General features: G+C 47.3%; 19 protein-coding genes. 8 read left to right on the forward strand and 11 right to left on the reverse strand.

Annotated features, from left to right (window positions below; translation table 11 throughout):
* Together DXZ20_RS15880 and DXZ20_RS15885 are read right to left on the reverse strand one after the other, a co-directional pair.
* Positions 1-304: GNAT family N-acetyltransferase (locus DXZ20_RS15880; RefSeq protein ID WP_163703506.1), on the reverse strand; the 304-nt coding region annotated here is incomplete at its 3' end.
* A gap of 205 nt (positions 305-509) precedes the next feature.
* Positions 510-1,070: a peroxiredoxin gene (locus DXZ20_RS15885; protein WP_163699197.1), complete on the reverse strand. Its 561-nt coding sequence runs from the start codon at positions 1,068-1,070 to the stop codon at positions 510-512.
* Between the two features lie 314 nt (positions 1,071-1,384).
* Between DXZ20_RS15885 and DXZ20_RS15890 the strand changes: the two genes are divergently transcribed.
* Complete coding sequence (locus DXZ20_RS15890) at positions 1,385-2,353, forward strand: integron integrase (RefSeq protein ID WP_163699199.1); 969 nt, start codon at positions 1,385-1,387, stop codon at positions 2,351-2,353.
* 16 nt (positions 2,354-2,369) lie between these two features.
* On the opposite strand, the gene DXZ20_RS15895 is transcribed toward DXZ20_RS15890, so the two are convergent.
* The 4 genes from DXZ20_RS15895 to crtL form a co-directional block, all read right to left on the reverse strand.
* Entirely contained in the window at positions 2,370-3,218 is an 849-nt protein-coding gene (locus DXZ20_RS15895; RefSeq protein ID WP_163699201.1) for a hypothetical protein, read from the reverse strand.
* Between the two features lie 669 nt (positions 3,219-3,887).
* On the reverse strand, positions 3,888-5,789 hold the full coding sequence (locus DXZ20_RS15900; protein ID WP_163699203.1) for a transketolase C-terminal domain-containing protein: 1,902 nt from the start codon (positions 5,787-5,789) through the stop codon (positions 3,888-3,890).
* Between the two features lie 100 nt (positions 5,790-5,889).
* Positions 5,890-6,378 (reverse strand): response regulator, encoded by a 489-nt coding sequence (locus DXZ20_RS15905; protein ID WP_163699205.1) that lies wholly within the window; start codon positions 6,376-6,378, stop codon positions 5,890-5,892.
* Positions 6,379-6,777: 399 nt separating this feature from the next.
* Positions 6,778-8,022 (reverse strand): lycopene beta cyclase, encoded by a 1,245-nt coding sequence (gene crtL, locus DXZ20_RS15910; protein ID WP_163699207.1) that lies wholly within the window; start codon positions 8,020-8,022, stop codon positions 6,778-6,780.
* Between the two features lie 278 nt (positions 8,023-8,300).
* On the opposite strand from crtL, the gene DXZ20_RS15915 reads away from it, so the two are divergent.
* Positions 8,301-9,581: a glycerate kinase type-2 family protein gene (locus tag DXZ20_RS15915; protein WP_250565781.1), complete on the forward strand. Its 1,281-nt coding sequence runs from the start codon at positions 8,301-8,303 to the stop codon at positions 9,579-9,581.
* Positions 9,582-9,699: 118 nt separating this feature from the next.
* Here the strand turns inward: DXZ20_RS15915 and DXZ20_RS15920 are convergent, their stop codons facing one another.
* A complete protein-coding gene (locus tag DXZ20_RS15920) occupies positions 9,700-10,026 on the reverse strand; it encodes an ArsR/SmtB family transcription factor (RefSeq protein ID WP_163699212.1) in 327 nt (108 codons plus the stop codon).
* 168 nt (positions 10,027-10,194) lie between these two features.
* Between DXZ20_RS15920 and trxA the strand changes: the two genes are divergently transcribed.
* From trxA to DXZ20_RS15945, 5 genes are all read left to right on the forward strand, one after another.
* Positions 10,195-10,530, forward strand: a complete 336-nt coding sequence (trxA, locus tag DXZ20_RS15925) for a thioredoxin (RefSeq protein WP_163659337.1) — start codon at positions 10,195-10,197, stop codon at positions 10,528-10,530.
* Between the two features lie 126 nt (positions 10,531-10,656).
* Positions 10,657-10,962 (forward strand): DUF4342 domain-containing protein, encoded by a 306-nt coding sequence (locus tag DXZ20_RS15930; RefSeq protein ID WP_163659336.1) that lies wholly within the window; start codon positions 10,657-10,659, stop codon positions 10,960-10,962.
* A gap of 202 nt (positions 10,963-11,164) precedes the next feature.
* Positions 11,165-12,184: a hypothetical protein gene (locus tag DXZ20_RS15935; protein WP_163699214.1), complete on the forward strand. Its 1,020-nt coding sequence runs from the start codon at positions 11,165-11,167 to the stop codon at positions 12,182-12,184.
* Positions 12,185-12,333: 149 nt separating this feature from the next.
* Positions 12,334-12,957 carry a Crp/Fnr family transcriptional regulator gene (locus DXZ20_RS15940; protein WP_163659334.1) on the forward strand — a complete coding sequence of 208 codons (624 nt, stop codon included), beginning with the start codon at positions 12,334-12,336 and terminating at the stop codon, positions 12,955-12,957.
* A gap of 323 nt (positions 12,958-13,280) precedes the next feature.
* Positions 13,281-15,011, forward strand: a complete 1,731-nt coding sequence (locus DXZ20_RS15945; RefSeq protein ID WP_163699216.1) for an ATP-binding protein — start codon at positions 13,281-13,283, stop codon at positions 15,009-15,011.
* Between the two features lie 78 nt (positions 15,012-15,089).
* Here the strand turns inward: DXZ20_RS15945 and DXZ20_RS15950 are convergent, their stop codons facing one another.
* The 4 genes from DXZ20_RS15950 to DXZ20_RS15965 all read right to left on the reverse strand — a co-directional run bounded on the left by DXZ20_RS15950 (position 15,090) and on the right by DXZ20_RS15965 (position 19,869).
* Entirely contained in the window at positions 15,090-16,160 is a 1,071-nt protein-coding gene (locus tag DXZ20_RS15950; protein ID WP_250565782.1) for a sensor histidine kinase, read from the reverse strand.
* Between the two features lie 7 nt (positions 16,161-16,167).
* On the reverse strand, positions 16,168-17,322 hold the full coding sequence (locus DXZ20_RS15955) for an FIST signal transduction protein (protein ID WP_163699218.1): 1,155 nt from the start codon (positions 17,320-17,322) through the stop codon (positions 16,168-16,170).
* Between the two features lie 134 nt (positions 17,323-17,456).
* Complete coding sequence (gene hpsE, locus DXZ20_RS15960) at positions 17,457-18,437, reverse strand: hormogonium polysaccharide biosynthesis glycosyltransferase HpsE (RefSeq protein WP_163699220.1); 981 nt, start codon at positions 18,435-18,437, stop codon at positions 17,457-17,459.
* Between the two features lie 205 nt (positions 18,438-18,642).
* Positions 18,643-19,869 carry a CPBP family intramembrane glutamic endopeptidase gene (locus tag DXZ20_RS15965; RefSeq protein ID WP_163699222.1) on the reverse strand — a complete coding sequence of 409 codons (1,227 nt, stop codon included), beginning with the start codon at positions 19,867-19,869 and terminating at the stop codon, positions 18,643-18,645.
* A 204-nt stretch (positions 19,870-20,073) separates the two neighbouring features.
* On the opposite strand from DXZ20_RS15965, the gene DXZ20_RS15970 reads away from it, so the two are divergent.
* Entirely contained in the window at positions 20,074-21,171 is a 1,098-nt protein-coding gene (locus tag DXZ20_RS15970) for a tetratricopeptide repeat protein (protein WP_163699224.1), read from the forward strand.
* Positions 21,172-21,192: the final 21 nt, after the last annotated feature.

Genomic DNA, 21,192 nt, shown 5'->3' on the forward strand with positions numbered 1-21,192 from the left:
CTTGAAAGTCTGGATCGACGGCGATCATGTAGACTTCACCCATGCTGTCCTCTGAGTGTAGTTTCACGGCTACGAAACCCACTGTAGAATCTGTATCGATAGCAACCCATACATTTGTGTCTTCTGCAGCGCAGACACTCTCGACAGCCTCCTGCTGGCTCACACGCCAATTATCGGAATAGAACGCTCGGTACACATCAGCATTCAGCGATTTCTGAATCGAATCAAAGACCGGAGTCCATGCCCGAAGCGAAAGACGAATAACACTATCAAGGTAGCAGGGGGCGTATGGTTCAATTCGCATTCCCATGTGAACTCCAGTTAACTCTGTAAACCTCAATAAACATACTACAATATACTACAAAATCTAGTGGCTTGGCCCTGAATGCTTACAGATAACTTTTAGGCTACCTTCACTGAATTACAAGCAGCATAACGACCAAGATAAGCGGCGGCAGATGGTCTTAGCATCATTACAAATTCCCTCAGCCGTCCGCTTCGTTGACTTGTTATGCGGCGTTGTTCCGCAACCAGTCAATAACTTCATCGGCATTGCTATCAGGCGGGAAGACTGGGTAGAAGACTTTAGCGATTTTCCCTGCTTTGGCAATGAGCGTAACTCGTTTAATAAGTCGCAGGTCTTCTATCTCAAAAGTTGGTAACTTCAATACTTGGGCAAAACTTAAATCACGATCGCTCAAAAGATCAAATGGTAAGTGAAGCCGCTCTATTGCTTCTTTTTGATATTCAGTATTTTGCGTGCTAAGTCCAAAGACCTGCGCTCCCAACTCGCTCAGTTCTTGGTGATGATCCCGAAAAGCACAGGATTGTGCAGTACACCCCCTTGCACCAGGAATCTCGTCCCATCCGTCAGGTAGCGGAATGCCAGGCTGCCCTGTCATTGGGTAGCAATAAATAATAACCAGTCCTGCGATCGCTGATAAATTTACCCAACTATCTTGAGTTGATAGTAAAGCGATCGATGGCAAAGACTCTCCAAGCAAGTGATTGCAAGCGCCGTCATCTACTGGAGCGGGCAAATCTTCCGGCAACTCTGTCAGTTTTTCCATATGATTCACTGTTTCTGCAATTCACCTCACACTAGCAGACAATTTCTCAACCACTTTCCTATCAGGAGCTTAAGCCTCATAACTATATATTCAGCGTCAGATCTGACGGATAAGATCCATATTTCCGGATCTTATCCGTCAGTTTTAGGTAATAACACCCTTATTTACAGAACTTATATGCAACTCATGACGTATAACTCCGGGAAAATAGGGTGTTATACGTCATATTTGACAGTTAAGTATGGTGAATGGGGTACTTATCCGTCAGATTTGACAGTTAAGTCACTCCATACAGGAGTTATACGTCATGTACGATGGCAAAATCAAAGCCACCACGCTTACTTGATCAAGTTAGGGAAGTTGCTCGGCTAAAGCACTTTAGTCTTTCAACTGAAAAATCCTATGTCTATTACATTCGGGACTACATTTTGTTTCATAACAAGCGACACCCGAAAGACATGGGGGCATCTGAAATCAGAGCTTACTTATCGCATCTTGCTATCCACCGGAATGTGGCAGCATCGACTCAAACGGTGGCTCTCAGTGCGCTGTTATTTCTATATCGTCGGGTTCTCAATATAGAATTGCCTTACATAGATGATATTGAGCGTGCTAAACGCCCTCAACGCTTACCAACTGTCTTCACGCGCTCAGAAGTAAAACGCATTTTAGCCAATCTAGACGGCATTCAACATCTGATAGTCAGTTTGCTCTACGGTACAGGTATGCGCTTGATGGAAGGGCTGCGCTTACGCGTAAAGGATTTAGATTTTGAGTATCGCCAGATTACATTACGCGATGGCAAAGGCCAGAAAGATCGTCGTACGATGCTACCTGACTCATTGGTTGATCCATTACAGCAACAGTTGCAAAAAGCTAAGCGTTTACATGACCAAGACTTAGCAATGGGGTACGGAACGGTTGAAATGCCCTATGCCCTAGAACGTAAATATCCCAATGCCCATAGCGAATGGAAATGGCAATTTGTGTTTCCCTCTTGGAAACGTTCTGTCGATCCTCGAACCAAGATTATCAGAAGACATCATGTTTATGAGCGGTCTATACAACGGGCGGTGAAACATGCGCTTCAGCGTGCTGGTGTCACAAAATATGGTGGCTGTCATACCTTTCGCCATAGCTTTGCTACCCATCTTTTAGAAGATGGCTATGATATCCGCACCGTACAAGAGCTATTAGGCCACAAGGATGTGAAGACCACAATGATTTATACCCACGTGCTTAATCGCGGTGGTCGTGGAGTCAAAAGCCCATTAGATACCTAATCTAAACAAACAATGTTCAGGGACCATCATGGGATACCTTACACCGCTGGAGTTGCCTGCTGGCTTGATCACCATTAGAAAGAGTGTCCCACTCTACCCTGCCATTGACCATATCAACATCCACCTTGCTGCCAAGGATTTCGATACTCTTGAGCAGCCAGTACAGAGAAAACGCCCATATACCTGCCCACTCAATCCACAAAACCAGGCGATCACCGATAATACTCGTACCAGTGGCCAGCCTCAGCAACAGCACTAGGCCAATGGAAATCGGCATCAGAAATCTGGCAACACTAAAAATAGCCTTCCAAAAAGCTCTCTTTTTTTCATCTTCAATAATTTTGACCGTGTCCATTGCTGTGTAGATGTTGACCACCATAATCGCAATAAAAAATGCGATCGCAGCAATAAAATGAATTGACATCGGCAACCCTAGCAGCTCACTAGGCACATAATCCACAAAACCAGGCGTGTCCTTACATGATGCCAGCACCTGAGGTTCAGGCCAGTCCGTCGGGAAAAACGCCACACCCGCAAGGCAAATACCCGCAATATTAAGCAGCCAGTTCTCCAGCTTGCCAAACCCACTGTAAATAACACAGCAAGCTGCGATCGCAGCCAAAATGCCAACAAATAAATCCCGATAAACACCCTCTAAAGCCGTGCAGCTCGACCCAGCATGGTAGTAAGCACTCAGAGAATTCTGAACCGGCAGCGGTGCCGCAAGCCACCACCAGCTTCTAAGCCCACCAATCACAAGCAACAGAGGCAAAATAAAACCAAACACACTCATACACCAGCGCAGTACAGAATAGCTACGTAAGATATGAGTATCTAAATGCTCAGGGGAACCAGTAAATCGCATAATTCACGAGTTAATGCCAATTAAAGTATGGAATACCCCAATAAAATTCACGTAGTACCCGTAGGGGTACTTTCCTTTTTTCACTTTTTTACCCTATAAATTTTTACCACCTCCCCATCTCGGCATCTTCATTGCCGTACTAAGGAGAAATGTCTTACGGGAGAAAGTTCGAAATAAATATAATCGACCCCGCCGTAACTCCTTAACGTAATGCGATTAGGAACAATCCAGTACGTTGGGTCGTAGGGTGTCGTCACGGCCCTACCCATGGGAAACCCCAATATGCCTAAAGGAGATAACTTAACTACTTCCAGAAAGAGAACTCGGAGGGACCCCAAGCAACCGGTTTTGCTTTTAACCAACAGCTCAGGTTCATAAAGTGAAAATTGATCCATAGCGAAGAGGGTTGCTCAGGGCTTTCCTCCCTGAAACCCTCCCTTTCGTGGGGGCCTAACTCCCCCACACCCCCCGACAGGGTGATCGCTCATAGCAATGATGCAGGTGTAGTGAGAGTTACGGTGAGGTCGATTGTTAAGGTTCACTATCTTTCTTTAAAGACTCTTTAGGCTTAGTTAAAGCCATTAATTTCAACATAAGAAAAAGCGGCAGAGCCTTCAAAGAGCTCTGCCGCTTTTTATCAAGAAAAAATCAAAAGATTATTCGCTGCAATTAACCCAGCATCTCTTTTACCTTAGCAACAATGCCAGTAGAATCAATCCCCTGGTGAGGGAACTGTTCCCAAAGACCACCGCCACCTTCAATGTGAGTACCAATATAGCCATACTTAGGCGTCAGGCCACGCTCCAACAACCAGGAGCCCATGCGGCTACCTAGACCAGTACGACGGTTGAAGGACTCAACCACAAGTACCATAGGAGTGTCACCAATTTTAGCAAGAGTCTCTTCGTCGACAACGTTGAGAGTACCCTTGTTGATTAGACCCACATCAATGCCTTCTGCCTTAAGTTTCTCTACCGCATCTAGAGCACGGTAAAGTGCAGCACCAAAGGCAACAACGTAGCCTGCAGTACCCTCACGAACAATGTCATCCTTACCGGAGGTAAAGGCGTAGTCTCCTGCAAACATCTCGTTACCGTCAGTATCCAAAATCATGGGTACCTTAGAACGGGTAGAGAAGATAAAGCGCAGACCGGGAGCGTTAAAGATCGACTTCACGCAGGCGCGCATTTGGTTAGCGTCAGCAGGGAAGTAAATGTTAGTGGGATGACTGTCATCCAAACCATTGTCGGCGAACAGGTTGTTCATACCGAAGTGGCAGGTGTTGTCAGCCATGTCGTCAATGCCTGCGTGGGAAAAATGACACAACAGGTTGGAGTAGTTGAGACGAGCCATGGTGATCTCAGAAATACACATTTCCAAGAACGCACTAAAGGTGGCAAAGATACCTTGCTTGCCTTTCTCCATACCAAAGCCAGCTGCCGCAGATAGGTTGCCGCGCTCCTGAATACCACCGCTGATAAAGACTTCAGGATGAGCTTCACGGATGGTGTTCAGGCCACAAGAGCCTTCCAGGTCGCTGTCCACAACGAGAACACTATTTTTGCGCTCTTCTTCACCCATGGCACCGAGCATTTCTACCACAGCAGCACCAAAGACCTTACGGTTGGCATCCATTTTATCGGTGGAACCGGTGTAGGTGTTGGGGTTACTGGGCTTCTCAGTATTCTTGAGAATGTCAGCTGCGGTCTGGTGACCACGAGCTTCTAGATACTTGATAGCCGCAGGAACAGAGATTACATCATGACCGTGGTTAGACCCCTCCAAGCCTTCAATGCCAGGGCACATGGGACGCTTGAGGATAACAGCGATCGGTCCAGGAGTATTGATGGCTTCGCAAATGTTGGCGTATAGTGCATCGATATCTTCACCGTTGCACTCTAGAACCTTCAGACCGTGACCTTCTAAAGTTTTCTTAACGCTGTAACCAGGCAAATACTTAGAAGGGTTACCCGCAATGGTGACGTCATTGTCATCAATGAGCAGCTTCACATTGATATGCTGAGCTACCGCTAGACGAGCCGCTTCAGCGTCGTTACCTTCTTGCTGGGAACCGTCGGAACCAAGACAGAAAACAGTTTTGCCAGGGTTAGCTAGGGCCACACCGTTAACGTAGGGCCACATGTGGCCCAGACGACCGGAGCTAAATTTTACACCGGGGGTAAGACCCAGCTCAGGGTGTCCGGGTAGGTGAGAACCGGCAGCACGATAGTTCATCAGCTGCTCAGCAGGCAGGTCGCCATTCAGGGCAGACATTAGATACTGGGTACCCACCCGGTGTCCGGCCTCATCAAAGAAGGTGGGGACATAGCTGTCAGGCGCACCCCGAAAAAGAGCATCCATGAGCATGACTTCGGGGACGGTATCGTAGGGGCCACCAGTATGACCGCCCACACCCCGCGCAGCACCGGTTGCTGTAAAGAAGACAATGGCATCGCGGCAAAGTTGAATATTTGCTTTGATAGCCTCACGCTGCTCATCAGTCAGCGTCGGTGTAGACGGATCAAGACTAATACGCTTGTAAGCGCCCAAGTCGATTGGAAATGCAGCCATGTCATATCTCCCTTGTGACGTTTGTTGTCAAGGGGTATTCTCGCATTCCATGGAACCGGATGCATGGAAATTAGACAGGTTTGTATTGAGGAATACTGATTTAACTAGCACTCCATTCTTCAGAACAGCTATAGACGTATTGCAGATCAAGATATTGAGCGATGAGTTCAAACATAGTGTATGGCCGAATGGGTTTGGTAATAATGTCATCAAACCCGCCGACATTCACTTGATGGGCACAGGCCAATGCTGGTTGTGCGGTGAGGGCAATGATTTTTGTAAGGTTTTGCCGCTGCTCCATGGTTTCGGCGGTGCGAATCAGACGTGTGGCCTCGCGACCATCCATCCCAGGCATCAGCAAGTCCATAAATATGAGCTGGGGTTGCCACTGTTCCCAACGGGTGAAGGCATCGGCCCCATTAACGGCCTGGCTGACAGCAAAACCACTGCGTTTCAATAAACGCAGCAATAAGGTGCGATTGACGGGATGGTCATCCACCACTAACACCCGGCAAGGAGACTGATCTGGACGAAGACGCGGTAGCAAACAAGGTAATCGTTTGAGGGTGGGCTTAGTTAGAAGTGGCATGGTGACTGGATTTGCTAGCAACAAAACAAGGGGTCAGCACTGCGTCAATTAGTAGATGGCCAAGCTTAAAATTAAAATCTAAACGGGTGGGAACAAGGTATAAAAACAGTTTGTGAATAAGCCTGACGCTGTACTAGCAATTTTGGGGAGGATGGTGAAAAGCTGAGTATTCAACGGCTCATTCACCCACGTAAAAATTCTTGCCCTGAAGGTTTACGATGCATCGCTCACCAAAAGTGTTTGATGTTTCCAGGTTGCCTCAAAGAGTGTGAAGTTATGGTGCCCCTTCATGGAAAACTCATAAAGATATTACGGGTAGATGGAAATCTCTTAAACTTACTGAGACTTTTCCTGATAATGCCAAACGCTTATATGAAAGGGCTTTAGCCGATGACTGAGTTAAACTTTACCCATCAGCGACTTGAATAACAGTTGTCCATCGGTGCCGACGCCCCCCATGAGTCCGCCGCGTACTGGGTTCGTTGTTTGGCTAAACATGGTGACCATGGCCATGACCAGTTCAAAGGGGGATAGGGTATCGGCTAAGAAGCCTGCCCACTTGGTCTGGGGTAGCTTGAAGAAGCTGTCAAAAAATTGGCACAGTTCACGATGGTTGAAGCGCATCAGGGTTTCCAACCCAAACTGATAAATGTGATGCTTGCGTAAACGTTCGGTGGTCCATAGGGTTTGCCAACCTGCTTGGGCAAGCGCTTCCCCCACGTCTCCGTTCGAAATAGATGTGGCGATCGCAACCGCCACATCCGGAGCCCGCCGCAGCATCGCCCCCACCATATACCCCGTAGCTGGGTGCACCATACTGGCCGCACCGCCAAACCCTAGCACCCGCTGGTTCAAATCCGGCAGCGGCAGATTCATGGGAAACAGGCAATATTCCGTGTGATGTACTTCGCTAACTTCTACACCATCCGCCGTAAGGCGCTTCTGCAGCCGGTCTTTTAGGGTGTCGTAGGCCATTGCCGGAGACAGGGCCAGGGAGGTTTCCTCCACAAAAAACACGTCATCGCCCATGTCCATGGCATAGAGGAACGTGGGTGGACCGGCCAGCTCCTCGGCTGACAGGTGCTCTGCCCGGTAGTCCATCAGGGAAAACTGCCCCGGTGCCACAGGAGGTTTTGAAAATTTGCCCACGATGCCATAGGCCACCTGATAGGACACAGGCGGATTCTTAGATATCGATCGCTGCACCAGAGCGGCATTGTGGCCAGTGGTATCAATAACGAGTTTGGCTTTAAGGTCTTCGCCAGCCTCGGTGGTCACACAGCTGTGGTCGCTAGTGTGGGTCACAGTCGCAGCTTTGCCACAGTGCCAGGTCATGTCGCCCAGTTGAGTTAGAAAATGCTGCTGTAGCTTGTCTTTATCAAATAGACCGTAGTCGCGATGGTGACGTGTGGGCTGAGTGGCGGCTTCTCGGCCAAAGTAGCTGACGGTGTTTTGCCAGCTTTGCCCTAATAAGTCCTTCAGGCCCAGCTCTTCTAGTTCGTCACACCAGACGCCATAGGTATTGGGCCAGGGAGTATCTGGCGTTGTGGGAGCCAGGCCTTGGAGGGATAAACCATGGTTGGCTAAAGCGGATGCCATGATCAGTGCGGCAGGCCCTGCCCCGATGATTAATACGTCAAACACCGTGTTGATTCTCCCAAATATCCCTATGGTTATTATCACCCTAACGGGAAATTACCGATCGTAGAGACGTTCCATGGAACGTCTCTACGATGGATGGTTTGATAATGGTTGCAAATTGGCGATTTTATGGATTCGTGATTTTAGGGCAATATCCCTACGATTGGCCCGTCCGGAACATTTTGCTCATGGTGGCCTATCGATGACATCTGAACCACCTATGATTACTTAGAAATCAGGCTATGCTCTCCCCCAATCCTGTTGCACTACCCAATCAAACTATGTCGTCCGCCGATCTGCTGCGAGAATTATTTGATGCTGCCGTGGCTGCGGCCATGCCCCAAGAACAGGTGGCCCGTGCCCTAGAGCCTTACCTAAAAACAAAACCCACAGGACGTGTGGTGGTGGTTGGCATTGGTAAATCCGCTGCCGCCATGGCCAAGGCTGTGGAAAATACCTGGGCAAAGGCAGGCAATACAGAACCCATGGAAGGTCTAGTGATTACCCGCTACGGTCACGTTGTCCCCACCCAATCCATCGAAGTGATCGAAGCAGGACATCCGGTGCCCGATGCCAACGGCATGGGGGGAGCCCAGCAAATTTTCCAGCGGGTGCGGACCTTGACCGCTGATGACTTGGTGATTTGCTTGATTTCCGGTGGCGGCTCGGCCCTGTTTACCCTGCCACCAGAAGGCATCAGTCTAGAAAATCTAGCGGACATCAACCGTCAACTGCTGGCGTCAGGGGCGGATATCATTTCTATGAATACGGTGCGTAAGTCGTTGTCCTGCTCCTCGGGGGGACGCCTATCGGCAGCGGCATATCCGGCCAAGGTGGTATCGCTGATTATTTCCGATGTGGCGGGGGACAGCCTCAGTGCCATCGCCTCTGGTCCCACCGTGGGAGATACGGCCACAGCCGCCGATGCCCTGGAAATCATCGCCCGGTATCGGATCACCATTCCCAATCACATTCGGGATTATCTAATGCGTAATCCTAACCCCGTCATTCCTCCAGAGGATAAGCGGCTGAGTACCACCACCAACCATCTGATTGCGACGCCGCAACAGTCATTGGAAGCAGCCGCCAAGGTTGCGATCGCAAGTGGCTATACTCCCCTGATCCTTAGCGATGCCATTGAAGGGGAAGCCCGCGATGTCGCCCTGGTGCACGGAGCCATTGCCCGTCAAGCCAAACGCCATCAGCAACCCATTGCCCCTCCCTGCGTCATCCTCTCCGGCGGCGAAACTACCGTTACCGTCAAACAAAACTTTGTTGGCAAAGGCGGCCGCAATAGCGAGTTTCTATTGGCCCTGGCCAGTTACCTGGACGGCGAAACCGGCATCACCGCCATTGCCTGCGACACCGACGGCATCGACGGTAGCGAAAACAATGCCGGAGCCCTGATTACACCAGACCTCTGGCGCACAGGACGTAACCCGCAGAAATATCTAAACACCCACGACAGCTATAGCTTTTTTGAATCCATTGGAGCACTAGTGGTGACCGGACCCACATTGACCAATGTGAATGACTTTCGGGCCATCGTTGTTGAAGGATAAAACCCGTTGTTGCCGCTGGTTTCGACTTCGCTCAACCAGCTAACGATACCCGAGGGGTGAGCGAAGCCGATTCTGCTTAACTCAAAACGATACCCGAGGGGTGAGCGAAGCCGAACCCCTACTCCTCACACACGTCCCCATCATCCGCTGCCGCCAGCACCGAGGCCAGCACACCTGGAAATTTGGCTTCCAGCTCATCTACGCGCAATGAATTCAAATGCTGGGTGCCCACCTTCTCGGTATGGACAATGCCAGCTTCGCGCAGAATTTTAAAGTGATGCGACAGGGTGGATTTAGCAATCTCATCACCACCGCAGCTGCGACAAGCTTGCTCGCCTTTTTGGGCGATGGTTTTGACAATTTTTAGCCTGACTGGATCACCCAGGGCGTACAGCACCTCTGCCAGGGTTATTTGGTTTGTATCTGGATGGGAAATTGGACGCATACTTGCATTATGACACGGGGCTATGTCAGTAAAAATGGGAGTGGGCGGATGACCGTCCTTTGTTAGTTCAACTTTATGGAACTATAATTGATGCACTCAGTAAATGCAGAAGGGCCTCGATAGGGCTACTGTATTACTGGCGCGTTGGTTTTTCAGGAGGTCAAAAAGATGGCTACAAATGCATTGGTCAATGAAGTTTCAGATGCCGATTTTCAGAATGATGTACTGGGCAGCGATACCCCTGTACTAGTCGATTTTTGGGCACCCTGGTGTGGCCCTTGTCGCATGGTGGCACCTGTCGTAGATGAGGTGGCTACTAAGTTTGAAGGCCGAGTCAAAGTCCTCAAGCTCAATGTAGACGATAATCCTAAAAGTGCCAGTGACTACGGTGTGCGCAGCATTCCCACACTGCTAATTTTCAAGGATGGTAAGGTTGCCGATACGGTCGTTGGTGCTGTACCCGCTAGCACCTTGTCAAGCACCCTTGAGAAATATTTGGATTAGGTTACGCATAACAGCGTAAAACTCAAAAGAAAGCTTAGAATTACAGCCTGTCTCTTGCTCTAGCCAGTATCAAAGGGACAGGTTTGTCTTTAGACATTCGTTTTTTAAAGTTAGGTTAGTCAACCCATGAGCTACTCTGATCCCTCTTCTCCCAACTCAACACCACCGGAATCTGATCCAGAAACGACTACAGAAGAATTTGTGGTAAATAGCGACAACCTGGTTAACAAAGTACAAGAGCTCATTAATGAGAGTAATGTGCGACGGATTTTGATTAAAAATGCTGAAGGCCGCACCTTGTTAGAAATTCCCCTGACAGCGGGCCTAGTGGGGGGAGCCGTGGGTCTGGCCTTTTTTGCACCGCTGGTTGCGATCGCATCCGTTGGCATGCTGGTTGCCCGTTTTACCCTAGTGGTCGAACGCCGTGCCTAGGCCATTGTCTCTTTTGTCACACTCACCTTTCTAGAGACACAGTAGAGGCAAAAAGTCTTACCCCTACCCTTGTTTCCACCCAGCCTGTCAGCGTAAAGGATTGGGTGGATTTTTTGTAACCTGTGGTCATATCATGGTCAGATTTTAGTGGCATACTGAAGCCTTATTTCTAGTCACTAATTTGTTGTTTCAAGCATTTACCATGTCAGGGTTAGACAAATGGGATAAACGATATTGGCTTATTTTCCTGCTGCTGGCGTCTGCAGGATTTTTCATACACTACAGTTTTTGGCACACACCGGCTGAAGAGCTTCAGGGCCATGATATGTACTATATCTGGCTAGAAGGCAAGCGAATTCTGGCTGGAGAAAACCCCTATGCCAGAGTTCTGGCAGGCAACCTCAGGGAAAATGATAAATATGCCACTTATTTTCCCATTGCCTATCTTGTATCTGCGCTAGTGCAAAAACTTGGTTTTCTAGACTATCGCGACTGGCTATACTTTTGGCGACCCACAGCCTTTATATTCCACATGGGTATTGTGGGTCTAACGCTACGATACTTTCAAAAGCGTCGGTTGTGGCTACTGGGGATAGCGGCCTCGCTTGTTCTCTTGCTAGGCCGCTGGAGTATTTATATTATTCGTGTCCATCATCTAGAATTTGCAGCCATTTTCTTTTTAGTATTCTCCCTGGTTCTTTTAAAGGAGAAACCACGACTCGCTCTGCTGATGTTTAGCATCTCCTTGGGTATCAAACAGATCGCGATATTTTTACTGCCGCTATATCTAATATATCTATGGAAAAAACGCGATAAGTACGCTAAAAACCTGATTATTGGCTTTTTGATTATTCTCAGTGTGCCGTTGATAACGTCCCTGCCCTTTATTATTTGGGATGCCGATGGCTTCTTTAAGTCTGTTTTGTTTTCAGCAACACGCCTAGGGGATAGCCATATTAGCGGTGCCCCATCTATCGATGTGATTCTATTTCAAAATTATCCGTGGCTGGTGGGCCTCAAGGCCAAAGCACTGATGCTATTTCTAATGGGGCTAGCCTATCTAAGTTTCTTGACAGAGCGGGTTGGCATCTTTGCAGCGTCTACAATCACCATGATGGCCTTCCTATACTTTAATTCCGTGTTGTTCTTGCAATACTTTATCTGGCCCCTAAGTTTGATTCCGTTTGCTATGGTGGAAGATAGAAAGGGATTTGCAGATTAGCTGATATCGTCTTAAGTTCCACCTGAATCACTGAGAGGCAAATTTTAAGTCAACCCTCAGCATAATTGAGGCTGGTTTTAGACAGCTATTGGGGAAGCTCTTAGATGAGTTGCTTACTTTGGACAGCATCGTAATCTAAGTGGTTTTCAATGGAATCATTGGATCGTTATCTTGAAGCCCTCAAGCGTTTGTTTGAGAAAGGCCTCATTGAGGCTCTTCCCAGTCTCTCAACAGTTAAAACCGGCGAGATTATCTTTCATGGTGAAGAACCAGCAGGGAAGATTTTTGGCGTCAAAACTGGAAAAGTACAGCTGGTGCGCTATCTGGAAAATGGCCAGATGAGTCACCAATACGCCATCGACAATGGCAGCTGGTTTGGCGAAAGCGCCTTGTTTCATGGCGTTTATGCTAATTCTGCGATCGCAACTGAGCCCTCTCTCATTGTTGCTATCCCCAAACAGGCATTTCTCACCCTATTACATCAAGATCCTGAGATTTCCCTTATTTTTATTAGTGAATTAACAGAACAGCTCCACATCGCCAAAAACCTCATGACATTGCGATGTATCCGTTCCGCTAGTGACCGTGTACTAGCCTATCTCTACAATTTAAAAACACCGGGGCAAAACATCTGTGTTCTCAATTGCCCGATCAAAGCCATTGCCGAGCAAATTTGCCTGACACCAGAGGTGGTTTCACGCTCGTTACGAAAATTGCAAGACGATGGCATTATTCAACGTAATCAGAGAAAAATTATATTTCTGGAGGGATAGGTGTAGCTAGTACGCTGTGGCGTAGGTTTGCCCACTATTACAGGTGGATGGGGGATGGGGGGATGCAATCGCTTTAGCTATCAGATATTGCAGCCCCCTTTTTCCACTTTTGAAGGCTTTGAGGGCAGACTCTAAGCAGTCAAATAACTTGTTAATGCCTGATGCAAGATTGCACCAACCTACTTACCGTGAATCTTAAGAATCTTTTTTGATTTCAGCCTAGGATTTCAATTTTCTTAACAAACTTGATTTGAATCATAGATTCTCAGGGTTTACTCATCTAAAATTCTGGGAAATCTCATCTAAGTGATTTCATGAGCGCGATGAATGAATCTCAGCTCCAGGTTGCCTGTATTCCCAATCATCAAATCCAGTCTCGATGGCTTTCAGCCTTAACGTCACTGCGCTATAGGGCTGGCCATTTAGAAGCGTATCTAGAAGAGCTAGTTTCTGGATTGCGTCATGGCTTGGGAGCCAGTCGCGTGATGCTCGGTCAATACTTAGGGTCCGGTAAGTATGACTTCATTGTCAGTCCAGAACTGCAGCCAGGTAAACCTGAAAATTATGCCTATTGGAGTCGCTTAGCTGAAGATATTTTAACTCAGAGAAATTCAGCTACGGGGGTCTATATATTACAGGCCAATCTGAATGTGGCCTATTGCGGTGTGCCCGTAGTTACCCCTAAAGGTTGCTGCTGCGGTATCTTGCTGGCCCTAAGACCTGCCATCGAACCCTTTCAAACTGAAGATCAACAGATTTTGACGTTAATGGCCCATCAGGCCGCCATGGCCATTGAGCTAGAACGCTGCTGTCATTCTGTCAGCAACCATACCCTGGAGACAGTCAGCCCTAGGCACCCTCTACAGTTGCTCCAGGAAAAGCTGATGACCGTTAACCAGCAGCTGACCCAAAAATTAGATCACTATAGAACTGAGCTACAGCGGGTCTCAGCTCGACTACAGGTAGAAAGTATTGCTCATTCATCCTTAGAGCAGCGTTTTCGCAAAATTTTTGACGGGTCCAACGACGCTATCTTTGTGATTGACCCAGCCCAGGATCAAATTTTAGAGGCCAACCCAAGGGCGACCGAGCTACTCAACTATTCACACCAGGAGCTGCTAAACGCCATTAAAATCTCTCAGGTTCATCCAGACGAAATGCCTAAATTATTGGAATTTACCCGGAATGTTTTTCACAACGGTCGGGGCTGGACTGATGAACTGACCTGTTTAACAAAGTCGAAACATAAGCTGCCAGCGGAGATTTCTGCTGCACCCATTGAGTTTGAGGGACGGCAATGTATTCTCGCCATGGTTAGAGATATTAGCGAGAGAAGACGACTTGATGCCCAACGCCAGCAGGCCGAAGCCCATGCTAAAAAAGCACTCTCCCATTTAGCTGAAGTTGGCGAACTATCTTCCATGATTGTTCATGAAATTCGTAATCCTCTGACAACGGTGCTGATGGGGCTAACCAGCTTTCAGAAGCTAGACCTGGACGGTCGATTTAAAGCCCGGTTAGATATCGCCCTAGAAGAAGCCGATCGCTTAAAGCGATTGCTCAATGAAATTTTGCTGTTCTCTAAACCGCAAGCGCTGAATTGTAAGCCCTTAGAACTAAACACATGGAGTGCGGATCTTCTAAAATCTCTACAGTCTCATCCCTCCGTGGCAGATCAGGTGATCGAATTCCATGCAAATCCAATTTCAGCCATCGTTTCGGCAGATTCTGACAAACTCAAACAGGTATTTATTAACTTACTGACCAATGCCTGTGAGGCGACAGCTGCCGGCGAGATCGTGACTTGGGAGATTACGTATCCATCCAAAGCTAATCACCTGACAGTGCAGATTCATAATGGAGGTAATCCCATTCCTCCATCTATTTTGGAGAAGATTACAACACCGTTTTTTACCACAAAACCTAATGGTAATGGCTTGGGTCTAGCCATTGTTAAACGAATCGTGAATGCCCATAAAGGTCAATTTTCCATAACTTCAGATGCCAAGTCCGGCACTACGGTTACGGTGATGTTACCGGTTCTTAAACGTTAATAATTGATGTTATGAACTATGGGTGCCAGGCTATAGATATCGAGCCCTTGGGGCGATATGGATGATTGCCTCACCAAGTCATTGCTTGATAGGAATGCTGACGATAAACTCAGTGCCTGATCCTACATTAGATCGACACTCTAAATTACCGTCGTGGTTTTCAACAATAATCTGATAGCTGATCGATAACCCCATGCCTGTTCCCTCGCCAGTAGGTTTTGTCGTGAAGAATGGATTAAATATCTTTTTGTAAATCTCTTCAGGCATTCCTAAGCCATTATCAGCAATGGATATGTTTATCCATTGTGAATTAATCGTAGATGTACAAATTGTAATTTGACCAGCTTCAAGCTTACCTGGATATTGTGATTGTTGTGTGTAGCGATCTTCAATAGCGTCGACTGCATTGACTAAGATGTTCATAAAAACCTGATTGAGTTGCCCTGAAAAACAGGAGATTTGAGGTAACTGACTATAATTCTTAATGATGGTGATGTTAGGACGGTGGCCATACCCTTTGAATCGGTGCTGTAGAAGCATCAAGGTACTGTCCAAACCGTCATGCAAATCTGCTTCCTTATAATCAGCTTCATCAAGTCGTGAGAATGTTCTCAATCCTGACACAATCTTGCTAATGCGTTCACTACCTATTTGCATAGAATTCAAGAGCCTGAACAGGTCTTCAACAATAAAGTCCACCTCTAACTCTTCGCTGAGGGCCGTAATTTTGCTGTGTGGTTCAGGATAGATTTTCTGATAGAGATTGAGCAAATCTATTAAATCTTGCACATAGGCATAGGCATGGTCAATATTACAATAGATAAAACTGATGGGATTATTAATTTCATGGGCAATGCCTGCCACCAACATCCCCAGGGCAGACATCTTTTCAGATTGTATCAATTTTGTTTGCATCAGTTGCAAATTGGTGAAAGCTTCTTGTAGCTCCTGACTACGAATCTCTGCCTCACTTCTGGATTTTTCTAATCCTTGAATAATTTGACGAACTAACTCTGATTGGATCTCGTAAGAATTTTCTAATTCTGCCCGATTGGCTTCCGAACGAGCCAATTTTTTCTGTAGCAGCCGATTGTGTTTTTCTAACTTCTCAATGCGTTGTTGTAGCTGATCAGGGGCCATATTATCCATGAAGAAGCTACTCCATGCCTAAGAGCAACGTTACAAAGGTTTCATTGTGAAATTGGGCTGCGCCATGGGTGCGGGACGGAGCGATTTCTCCATAGGTATAAAATCCAGCGCACGTCATGTTAGGTGGAATTGCCTGTCGTAAGACGTGATATTCTTCTTTAGTTCTGGTTCCTAAAACCCGCATACGCCCTGTGCAGGAGAATAATAAGGCTACGGTGGGATGAGTTCCAGGATAATGCTTAAGGGCTTGTCGCATGGATGAGTTTGCCGAGGCCACCATTTCATCCCGACTGGAACGAACCACTTGTACCTCTGACTGGGGTGGGATATCGGCAAAGAAGGTGATACTGCCAGACTCTGAATCATAGGAGCCGTTAGACGCTCGCATATACCAACTGTTTTGATTTGGTTCAAACACAGCTAACCGGTAGGCAGGAGATGGACGAATATCGCCTAAATAATCCCGATAAAACTCTAAAATGGGCTGTCCATTAACTTCATGAAGAACATTACCATCGACTTTAGTCACTTTTCCTTTTTTTCCTATCGGGGTCCAACCCGTGGACACCCCATGGCCCCAGAGTACAGGCCCTGACAATAGCAAAATGGGCAGAGCATCACTTAAGACTTCTTGCCCAAAAAATTGGTAGGTTTGTCGAAATTTCCATTGGTCACAGGTGGTCCCCCCGATAATGGGAGTTGTTTCCCCTAAGGCTTGTTGCAAGCCATCCAGAATTAACAGTCCACTGGTCGTTAAACTTTCAGGTGTGGTGATACATAAAGCTGTTGGGCGTTGGGACTGTGCTTGGGCTAATTGAACGGTTTGCTGAGCAATTGCAACAGGGTTTGAGGAAACATGGCGACCAACAGCGGCATGAAAGCCCACTTGGTCGGAGTACAACAACATTAAGACTAGAGAGTCTTGCTGAAATTCTAGGATAGATGAAATTTCACCGTCAGTTGTGCCGCCAATGAGTTGAATGTCTGGAAATGTTTCGTTAATACGCTTAAGGATTTCAGTATGCTCAAAATCAAGGGCGGCTAACAAAATTCCTGCCTGAGGCTTAATCTCTGCTAAAGCAGTCAGACATTGTTCTAAGACTTCTGCGATCGCAAACGTCGTATCTGGGTCATTGCTATGACCAACTACTGCTTTTAGCATAGCTTCTACGCAAAACGTTGATATCTACTCTTCCATTAGTCAGCATACCCAACTAATTAAATATCCACTTAATCTTGTACATACGATGGATATATTTCAAATCAGTAGAATTGCGATGTGTTCAAATTATCGTTTTAGCCTCGGAATATGGGCGTATCTATGCTTCTAAATGTCTGGCCTACCGATAATCCATGGATGGGACTCATAAAACTGTGAACCAGTAATGTTCGTTCACAGGCCGTGACAATATCGGTTGGGTGGAACTGTTTGGTTTTAAGGATATGGATGATCAGTTTGCGTAGGTCATTGAGGCCATGTACGAGGAGCATCAAAGGACGCTGCCACCGACGATAGCGCACACAACGTAGGGGATACCGACTGACACCAATGGATTGAAACAGGTCTAGCAAATAGGCTGGGCGCAGACGATTGGCCGGAATTGAGTGGAGCAGGTGCATCTGGGGATTATGCCAAATGGGCCAACCTCCCTGGCGTATATGGCTTAGGGTTTCAATATCTTCCCCCTTGGTTTTTAGGCTCGTGCCACATACGCCACTGAGGGCTGGCTCTGTGGGGACACAGGTGAACCAAGCTCGGCGTCGAACCACCATACCCGCCCCGGCGGGTAAAACCCCTTGCTTGGTGTGGTATTGAAAGGGCGTATCTCCCCGCTGAATGACGGCCAGACAGCTGGCAATACGCTCAAAACCTTCTGGGGGTTTGCTTTCGTATTGTCCATCAATAGCACTGCCATAGGCTCCTGCCTGGGGATGGAGTTGACCAAATTGATAGGCCTGAGCAACCCAATCCTCGGCGGGTAAGGTGTCGTCATCTAAAAAACCGACAAGGTCACTGCTGACAGAGCCCATGGCGCAACGGCGGGCATAGGCAAGGCCCTGACGAGGCTCAAACAGGTATCGCAGGGGAATATGCTTAGGCCACTGGTGCTGATAGTCGCGAATACATTGAGCCGTCTGGTCGTGACTGTTGTTGTCAACGATGAGGATTTCCCAGGTTAGGGACTTGGGGATGAGTTGCGATCGCAATCGCTCTAATAATATAGGTAGACGACGCTCACCGTTATAGGTGCAGATAACAACAGAAAAGTCAGTCACAATCCGAGGGAATACACAAGCCTTTAATTTTTATGAAAAAATGCCTCACATACATCCGGGACAACGCCCAAAACCTATTTTGGGTGACCCTGCATTCGGCCCTTAAATAGTAGGCTCCCAAGGTTAAGCCTAGACCAAGAAAAGGTAGTCATTCGGTCATCACGCAAAGGGATTCATTAGAGCGTAACCTGCATAAAGTTAGGACTTACCCCTGAGCCAAACCACAATTCTTGAGATAGGGCATGGGGGCTATAGACCGGGGGCGTAGCTGGAAAAACAGATACACCAACAAAAAGAAAGACACAATAGCCAGGACAATGTATTGGTTTAATACGGGAGATACCAGAGCCTGATAATCACTGATTGATAGCGTTATCCCTCTTTCAGCCACAGGTTTACCAAAAAAATCAACCGCATTCCAGACCACCACTGCCGCATTAAACAACCCGTGACAAAGCATGGGAGCCACCAAACTAGAGGTTCTTAAATACAGGAACGCCAGAAAAACTCCATCAATAAATAACGAAATCAGATCAAACCGAACATGAATAACCGCAAACAGTAACGACGATACGACTATTCCCCACCGTAGCCCCCACTTAAGTCCCCACTTCTGGAGAAAAATGCCGCGAAACAAGATCTCTTCTAGCAACGGTGCCAGGATAATGGCACTAACAGCAAACAGAATTAGCTCCAAGATATTGGTGAAACGTTGTACACCTTCAAAGTAGTCTTCAACATAGCCTGGCCAGACATAGGACAAACCATACAGCGTGATCCTGTCAAAGCTCAGGGAAAATAAAAACAAAGTTGTCGCTACTAAACAGGTTAAGAGACCCTCGCGGGCACTAATGCCCCCCTTAAGACCCAATGCAGACAGATCAAATTTGGCGGCTCGCAGTAATCTAAACAGAAGAACAATAAAATGAGTCGATATCACCAGACCTATTACATTTGCAAACAGGGCTGTGATCTGATATTCATCAAAATTCTGTCCGGTCAGTTTGACATAGGCCAAAACCATAAAAATGGCATAGAGTGTGGCCAAGGCCACATACTTTAGACCGATTTCTAAAAGGCTGACTCGATCAAATGCCGTTTCCGGTGTAGCTGTTTGCATGTCAGGAGACGGCTTGCAGCGGTTGGGAATGATCATCAGCACCGACAACCCAATCCAACTAAACAGGCCTAGCCATCCCCATCGTTTGCCATAGCCTCGGGATTGGGCATAGTTTCCACAGCCTTTGATAAAGGGAATATGCCCGGCAATCAGAGATATCAGAGCTGCAACAGCCAGGAGTGTATAAACAATAAAATATGTACCCACCCCCTCTTCACTAGGGGATGGTAGCAATCCAAAAATGATAATTGGCCCGAACATGATCGCCAGACCCATAAGAATCTGTCTGATATAGTTTGGCTGAGTTTTCATTAGCTACAACCTTCGATATAATTCTTCAGGTAATCGACCTGCGCGATAGGTCGTCACACGACCTTCTGCTACAGATATAGACGGTGAATAGCTACACTAAAAGACCTAGCAGTTACGCTTAAGCCATCAGCGTAAATCTCTAAAACAGGTAAATTGGTAGATGTATCGTCTTAATTTATTGACCATGGAGGCGACTGTAGTGTGATGGGTCATCATCCAGTTTCGAAAATCCTGATTCTATTGGGGAGTAGTGTGATCTGGTTGGGATGTAGTCAACCCAATATGCCTACTGGACTGTTTCCCAGCCTTCAAGCCCAGAGTCTTGCCCCCATCTCCATGGAGGAGATTAATCAGCTGTTCAGAGCTGGGCAATATCCAGAGGCTATTGAGAAGGCTGAAGCCTTACTGGAGCACCAAGAAACGAATGGAGCTACGGATGACTCTCAACTGATGCCGCTGCTAAATATGCTAGGCATTTTGCATAAGGCCATGGGCAATTGGGAGGTGGCCGAAGGGTATTACGAACGCTTGCTAAATGAGAGCAATTGGGAAGCTTCTGACCCTGATGGGTTTCAACAGGCGGTGGTGTCCCATAACTTGGCGGAACTTTACCGAGAACAGGCAAAATATGAACAAGCGGAACCCTTATATGCAGAAGCGCTTGACACGTTAATGCCACTGCTCGGCGATATGGATCGTAATGTTTTGGTGGTACGCAACAATCAGGCTGAGTTTTATCGCGACATTGGTGATTTAGAACAGGCAGCTAGGTTGCATCAGGGCATCGCCCAGGACAGGGAGGCCGCATTAGGCCCAGAGCATTCTGATGTAGGCACAAGTTGGTACAACCTGGCCAGCATTTATAGAAGACAGGGACAGCTTGATCAGTCTGCAGAGTTGGCCCAGCAAGCATACGATGTGAAGGTGAATGCCTATGGGGACAATCATCCCGATGTGGCTTCCAGCTTAAATTTGCTAGGGCTTATTTACCAAGATCAAGGTAATCTAGAGGCAGCAGCCACTGCTCTGGAAACAGCGTTGGAGATTCGTCAGCAGCTATGGGGAGCTAACCATCCTTTGATTGCCCATCTGCTGAATAATCTGGGGACATTGGCTTATGCTCAAAATGATATGTCTCAAGCTCAGGAGTATCTGGATCAAGCGCTGAGCATGGCCCAGGAAACTCTTGGAGAAGATCATCCCAATACTCAAAAGATCCAAGAGAATCAGCAAGTAATTAGCGTTTCTCCTGAGTCTTCTGAGGGTTTATCAACAGCTGACTTACACGTTTTTGGACAATAGCCATAATTCCGTAAGGTTTTA

This window comes from Adonisia turfae CCMR0081 (genome assembly GCF_011009555.1).
In the GTDB taxonomy this organism is placed as follows: domain Bacteria; phylum Cyanobacteriota; class Cyanobacteriia; order Phormidesmidales; family Phormidesmidaceae; genus Leptothoe; species Leptothoe turfae.

Bases quoted from the DNA above. Each gene is read 5' to 3' on its own strand.
- DXZ20_RS15885 (WP_163699197.1), bottom strand. From the start codon at position 1,070: ATGGAAAAACTGACAGAGTTGCCGGAAGATTTGCCCGCTCCAGTAGAT.
- DXZ20_RS15890 (WP_163699199.1), top strand. From the start codon at position 1,385: ATGGCAAAATCAAAGCCACCACGCTTACTTGATCAAGTTAGGGAAGTT.
- DXZ20_RS15895 (WP_163699201.1), bottom strand. From the start codon at position 3,218: ATGCGATTTACTGGTTCCCCTGAGCATTTAGATACTCATATCTTACGT.
- DXZ20_RS15900 (WP_163699203.1), bottom strand. From the start codon at position 5,789: ATGGCTGCATTTCCAATCGACTTGGGCGCTTACAAGCGTATTAGTCTT.
- DXZ20_RS15905 (WP_163699205.1), bottom strand. From the start codon at position 6,378: ATGCCACTTCTAACTAAGCCCACCCTCAAACGATTACCTTGTTTGCTA.
- DXZ20_RS15915 (WP_250565781.1), top strand. From the start codon at position 8,301: ATGTCGTCCGCCGATCTGCTGCGAGAATTATTTGATGCTGCCGTGGCT.
- DXZ20_RS15920 (WP_163699212.1), bottom strand. From the start codon at position 10,026: ATGCGTCCAATTTCCCATCCAGATACAAACCAAATAACCCTGGCAGAG.
- trxA (WP_163659337.1), top strand. From the start codon at position 10,195: ATGGCTACAAATGCATTGGTCAATGAAGTTTCAGATGCCGATTTTCAG.
- DXZ20_RS15930 (WP_163659336.1), top strand. From the start codon at position 10,657: ATGAGCTACTCTGATCCCTCTTCTCCCAACTCAACACCACCGGAATCT.
- DXZ20_RS15935 (WP_163699214.1), top strand. From the start codon at position 11,165: ATGTCAGGGTTAGACAAATGGGATAAACGATATTGGCTTATTTTCCTG.
- DXZ20_RS15940 (WP_163659334.1), top strand. From the start codon at position 12,334: ATGGAATCATTGGATCGTTATCTTGAAGCCCTCAAGCGTTTGTTTGAG.
- DXZ20_RS15945 (WP_163699216.1), top strand. From the start codon at position 13,281: ATGAATGAATCTCAGCTCCAGGTTGCCTGTATTCCCAATCATCAAATC.
- DXZ20_RS15950 (WP_250565782.1), bottom strand. From the start codon at position 16,160: ATGGATAATATGGCCCCTGATCAGCTACAACAACGCATTGAGAAGTTA.
- DXZ20_RS15955 (WP_163699218.1), bottom strand. From the start codon at position 17,322: ATGCTAAAAGCAGTAGTTGGTCATAGCAATGACCCAGATACGACGTTT.
- DXZ20_RS15965 (WP_163699222.1), bottom strand. From the start codon at position 19,869: ATGAAAACTCAGCCAAACTATATCAGACAGATTCTTATGGGTCTGGCG.
- DXZ20_RS15970 (WP_163699224.1), top strand. From the start codon at position 20,074: ATGGGTCATCATCCAGTTTCGAAAATCCTGATTCTATTGGGGAGTAGT.